Source organism: Paenibacillus chartarius, from assembly GCF_042432825.1.
GTDB lineage: Bacteria > Bacillota > Bacilli > Paenibacillales > NBRC-103111 > Gordoniibacillus > Gordoniibacillus chartarius.
Window position 1 is genome coordinate 1 of the sequence record NZ_JBHLWN010000064.1, and the last position, 11172, is coordinate 11172.

Sequence of the window (11172 nt, forward strand, 5' to 3'; positions counted from 1 at the left end):
AAATCCGAATCTACGACGGTAGAGGCTTCACTAAAACTCAATTCGTCGGACAGACTCCTAGTTTCTGATCCTAGCAAAGGCCTGAAATCACGATTGAATGTAACCTCGCCTTCTCGGGCGATTAGCAGCTTGCGCTTGGTATAATACCTTCGAATGTGATATCGCAATTGAGCAATACTTGGTACATCGTGTCCTGGAGGTATTATCGGGATCTCATATTTCCCCTTCTTAATGGTATCAATTTTATAATGATTCTTTAGCATCTCAATATATGTATATTTCACGGAGTCCCTTCGATTTATTTTTAAATAAACATCTCTTATAGCCTTATCGAATATTTTTCGATGACCCTCACTTATTAAGACTCCTTTTAACTTGGGATCTACAGAAATGCTGGTTTCTCTGGGTCTGCCCATCTTTTGAGTTGGATTCTTCTTACTGCCCTTCCCCCCGCATTTTCTGAATCTGGGAAGTAGAGCATTCACCATCTTCCCCCCAGTCCAGTAATAGCGTAAGTATTTATAGTAAAGGTTTTTTCCCTTACCGGTTCTTTCCACCTCGCTCTTTATGATTTCATACCGCTCTTTTGGATTGTAGATGTTAGGCTCCAGTTCAACTATGTCTTTAATACATTCCCAGGCTTCATCTCTAAGGCGAATTTCTTTTGGGGTTAGAAGTTCTTCCGAAACCATAAATCTGGAATATGGGTCATGCTCGCGCTTAATCATCGTCCCTTCAATAAGCTCTTGTTCAATAGATGAGATACGCTTAAACTCAGGAACCCCGGTTTTTTTTATAATAGAAATGGTAACGGCACAATCCTCCGACTGATTCAGCCACAGGACCCTCTCGCAATCAACAAGCTTTGATTCCGCGTCTCTCTTTTCAAGCAGAGTATTGATAAATAGCTCCATTTTATTCTCCTCCAATTTCAATAATGGTTAGGATAGGTCTTGTAATTACATTAGGATTGGCCGAGTTAATTACGCATATATCAGCTATTGTTTGATCTATTTTGATCGCTTGAATCGTCTGGCTTTCCTTTATTAATTTGGACTCTAAAACAGACTTTAATGTAGCCTCGTTATCTTCTAGAGATGCTAATACGATTATTTTCATGGCCAGCCCTCCAGTTTTGAAAATGATTCACTCGTACTTCTAATCGTTTTTGTGTAGGAAGAATTCGACGACTCATATCAACTTCCCACAAGCGATTAGCGATCAGATATCGGACAACATTCATGCTGGTCCCCATTGGTAATTCCATCTTTGCATCAAGGTCCAAGGTGATTTTGGCTAACGGCTTGTCTATATTAACAATCGATTCGTATAGTACAGGCTCCAACTTATAAACCAGTTCATTATTTAGATACGCCATCTCATCCAAAATTTTGGCCGAATGCAACCATTCCACGTTTTTAACCAGATCATAATTGATTTGATTTTCAGTAATCAGCCGCCATTCAATATCCAGATCTTTGAAGTAGTACTTTTCTATTTGAAGCTTGTCTAATACCCTTCGATTTAACTTTGCCGATGGCTTTATGGAATGAGCTATAAACCTAAGTTCTCCACCTGACCTTACGGTCAATAACATGTCTGTGGTCATTACAATGGGATGCTTGGTCTTCGGATCAATTGGATGTCTGATGCCCAGCTTTTGTGCAATGAACAGTGTTTTTTCTAAAGGCAACAAAGGATATTGCTCCCTAATATCAACAACGTCCATGGCCCACTCCATTTGATAATGATGAGCTAATTCAAAATGCTCCGACAAATAATGGTGTAATCGTCCACTCTTCCAACCCCGAACTCTCGTTACAACCCCATGGGATGGAACATCATGAATGGTTAACCAAGGCTTATATTCCGCAAAATGCCCAATACCACGCCCTTCCTTAATCCACCTTTCAATTGTTGCTGCTGTAGTGCGCCGACGTCTTTTCGACATGAACAACTCCTCCATCAATTTATAGATTTTTTATTTACAATCGCAACGCATTAAAACGATTTACGATTGACTTTGATGATAAACGATACTAAATCGACTTGTCAACACCATTTAGTCGATTAATTTACAACTCCAACGTATTATGTTACCATTAAGTAAAGTGTTCACTTTACTGTTCAGTTTTGTATTCAGTTAAGCAGATTATGGGTAGGGGGATTTATGTTAATATTAGGAGAAAGAATTAAAACCTCGCGTATATCTAGAGGGTGGACTCAAGAAGAACTCGCCGGAAAGATCGACACAACGAAACACGTTATTTCTAATTGGGAACGCAACAAAGGAAATCCAGACCCAGAGCAAATTACCGCATTAGCTAATGCCTTTGAGGTTTCGGCAGACTACTTGCTTGGGTTAAGCAATTTTCCCGAACCACATTTTCGGGACCCATTCGGGCAAATCTCCTTGATGCCTGCAATTGACTATTCTTTTGTGAAAGGATCGACATGGGATCTCCTTAAATTGTTAAGCTCTGGTATTCCACTAACTGTAGATGGTAATGAAATTGCCCCTAAAGATAAGAAACTGATCGCCACCATTATTGAAGCCATTCTTACCAGAAGCAACGAAGATGCTTGCGGGGTTATAGAAGAACCGCTTAATTCTCAGTCCAATATGGATCAGGATTCTCAGCTGTTTTAAGGTCTGCCAGCTCATCACCAATCCTCTGTTAGATCCAGGACCCTTTTACATATATCACATCGCACCTCGATGATTAACCCAAGTCCAGTGGGAATGAAGGTATAAGCGAATTTAGCGCCTGTAACGTCAACAGGTTTGCATGAATCCCAAACTTGTATTTTCTGAAGCATCTCTTCTGTAATCTTAAAAATCATCGTTCCATCTCCATTCTCATGTTTCATTTTCATCTGATGAAGCGCATCGTGAATAGGGGGAGACATGAGATCTCGAGCCTCCCTCTATACAGAGATGCCTTCCAGTTGTTCGACTCTACTCTCTAAGCGCTTCATAAAGGTCAACATTGCGTCAAGAGTACATGGAGTCACAAATCCGGGCACGCCGTTCCTTTCGATGTTAATCCTGTTAGCGAACTCCTTGCTTCTTCTTGGCTCTACCGGTCCCCATCTATGTTTTTTGTACTTCAGGATTTTCCCCAGGCAGATTGTCCAAACCTCTAATGTCTTCTGCAGCATCATAAGTTTGTAATAATGATCCGGGTTATTTGTGAACGGGTAATCATAGTACTTCTTCTCTCTTTCAATGCTCAACTTGTAAACGCTGATGATTTGTTCGACATCTTCAATTAATTCTTCCATCTTCCCACCTTTGCTTATCTCGGTTTATTCTATACGCCTCGTTATTTTGCATTTTCCGCAATGCTTTAAGTTTCTGAATACTCTGAAAATAAAGCTGAAGTTTAACATCCGAAGGCGTCCTGCTGTCATCTATTCGGTTGCACTTTTCCAAGTCGCCATTATCTTCTACGACGTAAATTGCTGATAAATTCTTGTTGAGGGTATATACAATCTTTACCCGCCACTCTTTCTCAAAGGCAGCTTTTTCGAACCACTGATCTCTGATTGCTGTTGGGCACGTAAACCTGGCGCCCTTGAAAATAATGCCTCGTGCCGTCACTTTCGCACACCCATTTCTCATTAAATGTCTATTCATTCCCATAGAACAACTCCTTCATAGATTCTTCTATCACTAGAATATCCCTTATAATATATTTTATACGTATATCGTATTTTAGATATTTTGTGATAGACCTTCCCCCACTAATCTTAAAATATATACCTTTGATGCAAACGGCGCAGACAACTTCCTAAAGCTCATCATCATCCTTCATGAATCCATCTATCTTTCTGCCCATTAAGTAAATCGCTAACATTAACGTACCGATACCGATCGCCTCAATTGCTTTTCTCCAATCCTCCTGAATACTAATCATCCCTACACCAAAACCAAATAACATAACAATAGTGACTCTTATTAAAATATCCTCAAGCATCCCTGCCCTTTGCTTCATTAAAGCCACACTCCTGCTTCGTTTTGTTTGATCAGGTACTAGCCCAAACCCATTTCATATCAGTGTTGCCAACAGCGATGCCGGCTAACTGTTCACATTGATTTAACGGGAAATGTTCAAAAAATAAAAGCCCCAGCCGAAAGAATTCCTTGGCTGAAGCCGCTTGGTCATTCAACATTACAACACTAACTGAAGTTCCTTCCATTCCTCATCTGCAACATAGCGATACGACTGCGGGGCTACGAAATGTTCAAAAACCTCTTCAGGTTGAACAGGGGTCTCATATTCCCGATATTCCTTAATTTGAATCGCATATCCGGTTTCTCTATCTGAAAAATACTGCTTGAAGAAGTCTTCAGAAATTCCCGACTGCTTGTGAGTTTGATCCCATAGCGCTTGAGGAGTATCCGATAAAATATGATCGAATGTAAATTCCCCGACAATCATCCCTACTGGCTTCGTGCAATAAATGATGACGGATTCAACCTCTTTCTTAAAAATCCGCTTCCGGTATTCGAAGAGCTTCTTACCGTTTACAATCTGCTCCACAAACTCCGGTCTAATCGATAATAATACTTTCAAGTACTCCACCTTCTTCTAGTATACGAACAAACTGTTCATCCGTGATTTGAAAGAAGCCCCAATAAATGTCGCGGTCAATCCCAATCTGCTCAATAAGCTTCTGGCGAATCAATCGTTTGCTTAATGCTGCGTTATAGGTCATCTTTATTGTATAGCACCCGCCTCGGTTATACCAATATTGTAAATCATTTCGATCAAATACACTATATTTTGTGGCATAAGAATAAAACGCTTCAAAATTTTCAAATTCGGTTTGGTAACGGACTTCTTCCACTACACATATTGAGCTGACGACAGAGCTGTACTCTGCTTTTTTTCCTTCATCCTTGGTTCGATACATGACCAATATATCTCCTCTTACCAGAGGATATACCTTCATCCTGGTCACATAGATCTTGTGAATGCTATTCGTGTATGAGACATCTTCAAGGATGTTGACGTTCTCATTTCTTAAGATAGAATCCGGGAACATGACGGAATGATATTGAGGATAAATCGAAAGAATGTATTTGTTATTCCCTTTTATCGAAATCAAAGGATAATCCGTTAATATGTCGCCCGTAAATGTGGTCAGAGACTTTACAAACACCAACTCAGTTCCGTTTACTGTTACCTTTACTCCATGGCGCGAAAACCCATATTTTTCAAACAGATCCACGAGGGCCTTATGCTTTTCAAATACAGTGACGTAACACTGTTCCACACCCATCACAATTGCATAATCGACGGCCTTTTTGATAAAGCGTTCGCCTAAGCGCGTACCGTGTGGATTTATTTTGAGCGTACCTATCTTCAGGAGGTGTCTACCGGTAATGACGGGCTCTACATCTGTAATGGGTCCTGATTCAACTTTGAAATAAAGAAAGCCTTGAATAAACCCGTTTTCGTAATACAGATATGCCTCTTCATCTCCCTTCCGTTCAAACCAAGCTGCAAATTCCCGATAATCGGATTTAAGAGAATCAAAAAAGGGGTCGTTCAGATTAACCTCTCTAAACTTCTTCCGTTCCAGTATTCCGCTCATCGGGTGCCCTCCTTGAAACATTCGCTTACGAAACCGCTCAAATCAAACGTATCGGTCGGAGTAATAATACAAACAGGGCAATGCAATTTTTCCGACACGTATTGTGCGTACTCTATTTCCTCATTTTGAAACTTCTCTAGAAATGAAAGGTCATAATGCTGAGCATCTCTAGCACCTAATCTTTCGTAAATGGAACACACGGCATCCTTTAGAAGGATTAGTCCAGATGGATTAAGATCTGCAAATGTTTGGTACGGCACCCTTTCAATCTCATTCTTTTTGTTCACAAGACAAAAGTGCCCGTCTAATAAAAATTTCTGGGACGCGCGGGTACGCCTCACGGCGGATAGAAGCAACAGTTGGTTTTCCTCAACTTGATCCACTCTCTTGTCGCTTGTAAAGGAATCGTTTCTTTCTTGAGCTATTAGCGTACTTGCTGAGTAGTGAGCTATACCTGCATGAGCAGACCTTTCTTTGCACCAGCTTGTTTTGCCGACACCGTGTATACCACCAACGAATATCAAGGACTTCACCTCGGAAACATAGTTTTATTGCACTACTATTTCGACAAATTACAGTAATTTCCTCCGATCTCATTTAAGGAAAACTTGTTTTCAAGCAAAAAGAATAATTCCGTATATCGAAGGCCAAAATTTACAATGGTGTCAGTTGATCCTAACTGAGTAATAGGATACGGCGACTATGACTAATGAAAGTACCCGCACGTGAAAGAACTCTGCCCAGAATTGATCCAATTCGGCAGCGATTTAACTTGAAGGTGGAGACAGTCTATGGCAATCAAAGGTAGGAGCTGCTATAGGGCAGTCCAGTCAACGTTGCTTACCCTCGAAAGGGTTCGAAGCATTATGGAACCTTGTTTGCCTGTAGCGAATGATAAGGGCAACGCTCACCAAGAAACCGCTAAATGAGAGCTTCCTTCTGGAACTGTCGGAAATGAAAGAGCCGCTGGAAGCCCCATTCCAGCCTACCAACATAATAAAGTTGATTTAAAATCGTTGCACAAAATGCAGCAAACCCGGCCAATGATAACGCGCCGGGTCAGAAGCATAGTTTATTTATTGAGTTAACGTTTCCCGTTGCCTGAACCACGATTAATCAAAAGGAAAATCAGCAATACGCTGCTAAAGAAGTGTCGCGGCTTCATTCCGCTACGATTCTCAAATTTTTCAAAGACAGCAAAAGGTCTTGGTCCACTGCATTGGCCGAGGCAGGATTTACACCTAAACGGTGCACACCTTGTTAAGTTTCAATCCAATTTGCAATCGCTATTCAATCCAGTGAAGCAATTCATAATAATCGCCGGCCTCCTTCCATTCAAAATAATAATCCCGGTTCAGCCGAATTGGTTCCCCATATGGTTTCTCCGTGCGATAAGTAAGGACAGTTCCATGCTTGTAGGTCGCACCATGGGATAGGTCAAAATCGTTGGTCTGTAAAGATCTCGGCTTTATGGTGTAATGAATATGATCCGTGATCAGTATGAAGGCCCCTATGTCAGCTTGTTTTGCGGCCACATAAGCTTCAAGATTATTGAGATCCATGAACGCGTCATATCGATTGTTCGGTTCACGTTGATTTTTTGCTTGATAATGCTTTAACTCAATGGCAGCCGTCACAGTTTGTTCAGGATGCTGCAAATCTTGAAAGGTAACAACGAGATCGATCAGCGCCTTCTTGGTCTTACTTTTCATAAGTGTTGTTGCCGAAGTAAAGGGAACCTCTAACGCGACATGGAAAGATTCGCTTTTAGAAAAACAGTATGTATCGCCAATCTGTTGAAGGATCATTCCCATATGTAGTTGAAGAGAGGCTTCGCTTGTCAGCGATAAGCGGCCGCAGGCCAACTGTGTAGTTACCAGTTCCACACCTTGTGAAATGACAATTTTGAGTTTTTCGATTTGCGATAAAGTGAAGGCTGAGATTGACGGTATATTTCGAAGCATCGGATACCCTCGCTAACTTTATTCAGAAGTTGCTCCCATCATCATATCTAACATCTGATTCCTTTCCAATAACCAAACTACTATATCGATGAAAATGTTATTTGATAGTAAAGTTGTTTAAGAGGTCGCAAAAAGGCAGAAAACCCAACCTATGAGGTGGACCGGGCAAGAAATAAAGTTGTTTAAAATCATTGAACAAACGTCTCCGTTAGCGTAACGATTTCATATGATTAATGACTACCCCTTCTTTCGTAAGCGAATCGTAATGTATGTCTTTATCATAATTGGTTTTACAGTTAATTCTTTATAGGTGCTCTGGAAGTCTTTATACTCTTTGTACATCAATTTGGCTTGCTCAACAGAGTATCGTTTTGAAAGCCCCTTGTCTCTGTAAATATCTGCATCATTATCATTTTTACAACTAATTCTTATTGAGGATAGTTTTCCGATCAAGAATTCAACAGATACATTACTAATGAGTGTGGCCGATGGTTCGCTATCATGTATGGCTATCTCTGCAGTAAACTCGGCACTATCCACAGCATGAAATGCCTGACGAATCGCAGTTTCACTCTTCTTCATTGCTGCATCGGTCATATTTTTGCTGGTTGATTTCATTCTTTCTCACATCCTATCGCATAGAAATAAAAAATTTACAATAAATATAGCACTTTATATAATTTAGTTAAACGGTTAAATGGGGCGAAGAGCTTGTTATCCAACTTTGATGTTATGCGGGTTGTTAATTGGTATGTTGGCGTTGATGGCGGATATCTTGTTGGCTTTTCATAAATAAGTCATACCGAATTCTACCCTATGTACTACGGGCTGGATATTGAACCTAATCAATGTATTGGGAACGGTTTATGAAAATTCTTTCGGAAGCTGACGACACAAGCTAGGATTCTGCGCGGCGTTTTGGAGTATTGCCCCGCGGACGATGAATACCATGTGGAACGGTGCCGAAAGCATAAACCGGAAATCGAAGAAATGATTCGGCGCCTTGAAGGTGAATCACAGCCTATCGTTGACACGCCAAGTCTTACCATAACGTCCAAGGTCATTGAAAGAGCGATTGCGGAAGGATAAAGAACTGCCAGTCTTTTAAATATACATAAAATTCTTATTAGTGACTTGTTAAACAGACTCTTTCGTAAAGATATATATCGTCTTCAGTACCCTACTGGAAAAGAAATCAGAGGCCGTATAAAGCTGAGAACTCACGCCAACAATTTATGGAAGAAGGGGGGGCCTTATGTCGAAGGTATGTTGCGTGCACTGTTTCACCAACGATTTTATCCAGGCTACCATTCGGAAAGCTCGTAAAAAGGGGGAATGTGATTACTGTAACATGAAAGGGAATAAACAGGTCTGGGTCGCCGACGTTGGGGATGTCGGTGACTTCATTCGAGAGAGGCTTGCGCTCGGCTATACTAATGCGACTCGGGATGATGTCCCCTTTCATGCCTTGCGATCCATTTCCACGACCATTGAGGATGTTCTAATCTTTGAGGAAGAGATATTTTCGGAAGAGTTGGATAACAAGGGTAAAATTGGGGAGATATTGGGTGACCTGTTTAAAGAAAGCGGTCCGTCCTATAGAGACATCGCCCAGGGGGCAGATGACGAATGGGAGGGTGGTGACGCTCCCATCGTTCTCAAGGATGCTTTCTTTGTATCCGGAGACGATAATCCACTAACCCTTTCCTGGTCCGATTTTACTTATTATGTGAAGCATATCTGCCGGTACTTCGATATGGGCGCTGCCCCATACCGGGAATCCGCATTAGCACGTTTCCTACCGATTATTCGAGGGATGGCTACGACGCTGCCTCAGGGCACGGACATATGGCGTGCACGGATCATGAAGCCAGGGGACGGAAGAGTGTTAAAAGCGACCCGGCACTTGGAGTGCGGGCCCCCTCCGCGGAATAAGGCGATCCCACTCCGGATGAATCCATCCGGCATATCCTACTTTTACGGAGCGGAGGATATTGCTACGTGCTTGGAGGAAGTTCGTGTGAAGCGAAGGGACAGGGTGCTGCAGGGGAAATTTCGGACTAAACTGGACCTTACCATCGTGGACCTTAGTCACAAGGTGGTACTCGGAGTGCGAAGTGTCTTCGACCCTAATTACGACCATGACTATAACTGGGCCTCTCACTTTGTAGAAAATTTTATTGAGGAGGTTTCACGGCCGATTTCAACCAAGGAGGCCCCAATCGAGTATGTGCCGACCCAGATTCTGTGTGAATACATCCGGAAACTCGGTTATGATGGGGTGCGTTACAAGAGCAGCCTGACCGGAAAGATGAACTATGCGTTATTCTGCGGGCGGGCAGAGACGAATGTTACAGATGCCTGGTGGCGACATCCCGATCAAGTTCCGGATTTTACTGGTTGGCTGGAACTCGTAGAATTTAAACAAGAGCGGCACTAAGAAAAGGTGGGAGCTCCAAATGACTTTTATCTCGGCCGTCATGACAGATTTATTCTTATCGGTCACAGCAGACCGCCGAGTGACTAGGCTTACCCCTGACGGTAGCTGTGGACAGGTTCTTGACGAGGACACTGTAAAAATATTTTCGGTAGGGATCAATGGGTTCTATTCGATCACAGGCGCCGCGGACACGGCAATAGCCATAATGGATGCAACAGCGTTTCTAAGTACCGTCTTTTCGAGGATCGGTATTATTCGTAATTCTAGGCTTAATCAGTGGTTAGAAACAAATCGGGAACTGTTAAGGAATGAGCAGAACTCCTTTCAGTTAATCTTTGGAGGCTTGACCACCGAGGGAACCTATAAGTTATTTGATCTTGATAGTGAAGAGGGAGTTTTGGAATCCATTGTACGGGCACCGATTTTACAATATAAGGTGTTTTCCAGCGCACACTTTGTAGATGATGAGACTCTGCCGGCGCAGTGGTTTGAAGAAATGTTGGTAGCCACACCACCGCGATCCCTTGCCCATTTGCAGCAACTTCAATCCCGATTGAATGACAGGGGCGCTGACCGGGACCCGTCTGTGAACAATAGAGTGACCGAGTTTATCCTTCCTTTCTCGGATTAATGGGTGGTGAGGAAACCCGTACCTTATTTAATCAGCCGGAGCAGGACTGGAGTAACGTATTCGTATCCATGTTCTTTAATAAAGTTGTTGTTTATGGTTTCCAAAAATGCATTAAACCCGACCTATGATACAGGTCGGGTCAGAGATAAAGTTGTTTAAAATCATTGATCTGACGTACCCGTTAGCGAAATGAGTTGTTAAGCTGGGAACATTCTCCACATATTTTTAAATAACCATTTTCATTTAGGTTAAGTGGTTTGTCGGACACGGAGCTGGCGCCCCTAAAGTCAGTGAGGGTTCGTGAAATCCAGAACGTACGGATTTGGCCAGTGCGTGGTTGTCTACTGAGTCCACTTCCCCCGAAATGCCCTCTACAGACTAAGGCCGTTTAGGCCCGCAACGGGTTACGGCCATCGAAATTCATCCGATCAAATAAGCGTCGACCGCTGCCGACACGTTCTTGTCCGATAAGTAGGGCTTGCTGAACAAGATTCGTTCCATTTACACCCAACGTAAGTCTCTAAACCCAAGCA

14 protein-coding genes are annotated in these 11172 nt (G+C 42.3%); 3 read left to right on the forward strand and 11 right to left on the reverse strand.

Going from position 1 to position 11172, the window contains the following annotated elements:
• The 3 genes from ACFFK0_RS15550 to ACFFK0_RS15560 form a co-directional block, all read right to left on the reverse strand.
• On the reverse strand, positions 1 to 914 hold a 914-nt coding region (locus tag ACFFK0_RS15550; protein ID WP_377471182.1), incomplete at its 3' end, for a hypothetical protein.
• Between the two features lies 1 nt (position 915).
• Positions 916 to 1119, reverse strand: coding sequence for a hypothetical protein (locus ACFFK0_RS15555; protein ID WP_079914803.1), 204 nt, complete (start codon positions 1117 to 1119; stop codon positions 916 to 918).
• Complete coding sequence (locus ACFFK0_RS15560; protein ID WP_164751804.1) at positions 1085 to 1951, reverse strand: TnsA endonuclease N-terminal domain-containing protein; 867 nt, start codon at positions 1949 to 1951, stop codon at positions 1085 to 1087. The genes ACFFK0_RS15555 and ACFFK0_RS15560 overlap by 35 nt, the downstream gene beginning before the upstream one ends.
• 219 nt (positions 1952 to 2170) lie before the next feature.
• Between ACFFK0_RS15560 and ACFFK0_RS15565 the strand changes: the two genes are divergently transcribed.
• Positions 2171 to 2650: a helix-turn-helix domain-containing protein gene (locus ACFFK0_RS15565; RefSeq protein WP_084423316.1), complete on the forward strand. Its 480-nt coding sequence runs from the start codon at positions 2171 to 2173 to the stop codon at positions 2648 to 2650.
• Between the two features lie 278 nt (positions 2651 to 2928).
• Here ACFFK0_RS15565 and ACFFK0_RS15570 read toward each other — a convergent pair whose 3' ends face one another.
• From ACFFK0_RS15570 to ACFFK0_RS15605, 8 genes are all read right to left on the reverse strand, one after another.
• A complete protein-coding gene (locus tag ACFFK0_RS15570; RefSeq protein ID WP_027093147.1) occupies positions 2929 to 3285 on the reverse strand; it encodes a hypothetical protein in 357 nt (118 codons plus the stop codon).
• The gene (locus ACFFK0_RS15575) at positions 3269 to 3646 is read right to left on the reverse strand and encodes a hypothetical protein (RefSeq protein ID WP_027093148.1); all 378 of its coding nucleotides are present in this window, start codon (positions 3644 to 3646) and stop codon (positions 3269 to 3271) included. Before ACFFK0_RS15575 ends, ACFFK0_RS15570 begins: the two co-directional genes overlap by 17 nt.
• A gap of 148 nt (positions 3647 to 3794) precedes the next feature.
• Positions 3795 to 3998, reverse strand: a complete 204-nt coding sequence (locus ACFFK0_RS15580) for a hypothetical protein (protein WP_027093149.1) — start codon at positions 3996 to 3998, stop codon at positions 3795 to 3797.
• 177 nt (positions 3999 to 4175) lie between these two features.
• Entirely contained in the window at positions 4176 to 4580 is a 405-nt protein-coding gene (locus tag ACFFK0_RS15585; protein ID WP_027093150.1) for an ASCH domain-containing protein, read from the reverse strand.
• Positions 4558 to 5604: a GNAT family N-acetyltransferase gene (locus ACFFK0_RS15590; RefSeq protein ID WP_127607663.1), complete on the reverse strand. Its 1047-nt coding sequence runs from the start codon at positions 5602 to 5604 to the stop codon at positions 4558 to 4560. Before ACFFK0_RS15590 ends, ACFFK0_RS15585 begins: the two co-directional genes overlap by 23 nt.
• A complete protein-coding gene (locus ACFFK0_RS15595) occupies positions 5601 to 6137 on the reverse strand; it encodes an ATP-binding protein (protein WP_084423317.1) in 537 nt (178 codons plus the stop codon). The genes ACFFK0_RS15590 and ACFFK0_RS15595 overlap by 4 nt, the downstream gene beginning before the upstream one ends.
• A gap of 753 nt (positions 6138 to 6890) precedes the next feature.
• Entirely contained in the window at positions 6891 to 7568 is a 678-nt protein-coding gene (locus ACFFK0_RS15600) for a hypothetical protein (RefSeq protein WP_051318295.1), read from the reverse strand.
• Positions 7569 to 7805: 237 nt separating this feature from the next.
• Positions 7806 to 8186 (reverse strand): hypothetical protein, encoded by a 381-nt coding sequence (locus ACFFK0_RS15605; RefSeq protein WP_027093153.1) that lies wholly within the window; start codon positions 8184 to 8186, stop codon positions 7806 to 7808.
• Positions 8187 to 8823: 637 nt separating this feature from the next.
• On the opposite strand from ACFFK0_RS15605, the gene ACFFK0_RS15610 reads away from it, so the two are divergent.
• Both ACFFK0_RS15610 and ACFFK0_RS15615 read left to right on the forward strand, forming a co-directional pair.
• On the forward strand, positions 8824 to 10008 hold the full coding sequence (locus ACFFK0_RS15610) for an RES family NAD+ phosphorylase (protein WP_027093154.1): 1185 nt from the start codon (positions 8824 to 8826) through the stop codon (positions 10006 to 10008).
• Positions 10009 to 10027: 19 nt separating this feature from the next.
• The gene (locus ACFFK0_RS15615; RefSeq protein WP_027093155.1) at positions 10028 to 10639 is read left to right on the forward strand and encodes a hypothetical protein; all 612 of its coding nucleotides are present in this window, start codon (positions 10028 to 10030) and stop codon (positions 10637 to 10639) included.
• Positions 10640 to 11172 lie beyond the last annotated feature (533 nt).

What these genes read in the sequence shown, in the direction of transcription:
- ACFFK0_RS15580 (WP_027093149.1), bottom strand. Translation starts at nt 3,998, where the DNA reads ATGAAGCAAAGGGCAGGGATGCTTGAGGATATTTTAATAAGAGTCACT.
- ACFFK0_RS15615 (WP_027093155.1), top strand. Translation starts at nt 10,028, where the DNA reads ATGACTTTTATCTCGGCCGTCATGACAGATTTATTCTTATCGGTCACA.
- ACFFK0_RS15600 (WP_051318295.1), bottom strand. Translation starts at nt 7,568, where the DNA reads ATGCTTCGAAATATACCGTCAATCTCAGCCTTCACTTTATCGCAAATC.
- ACFFK0_RS15590 (WP_127607663.1), bottom strand. Translation starts at nt 5,604, where the DNA reads ATGAGCGGAATACTGGAACGGAAGAAGTTTAGAGAGGTTAATCTGAAC.
- ACFFK0_RS15560 (WP_164751804.1), bottom strand. Translation starts at nt 1,951, where the DNA reads ATGTCGAAAAGACGTCGGCGCACTACAGCAGCAACAATTGAAAGGTGG.
- ACFFK0_RS15605 (WP_027093153.1), bottom strand. Translation starts at nt 8,186, where the DNA reads ATGAAATCAACCAGCAAAAATATGACCGATGCAGCAATGAAGAAGAGT.
- ACFFK0_RS15610 (WP_027093154.1), top strand. Translation starts at nt 8,824, where the DNA reads ATGTCGAAGGTATGTTGCGTGCACTGTTTCACCAACGATTTTATCCAG.
- ACFFK0_RS15555 (WP_079914803.1), bottom strand. Translation starts at nt 1,119, where the DNA reads ATGAAAATAATCGTATTAGCATCTCTAGAAGATAACGAGGCTACATTA.
- ACFFK0_RS15570 (WP_027093147.1), bottom strand. Translation starts at nt 3,285, where the DNA reads ATGGAAGAATTAATTGAAGATGTCGAACAAATCATCAGCGTTTACAAG.
- ACFFK0_RS15575 (WP_027093148.1), bottom strand. Translation starts at nt 3,646, where the DNA reads ATGGGAATGAATAGACATTTAATGAGAAATGGGTGTGCGAAAGTGACG.
- ACFFK0_RS15565 (WP_084423316.1), top strand. Translation starts at nt 2,171, where the DNA reads ATGTTAATATTAGGAGAAAGAATTAAAACCTCGCGTATATCTAGAGGG.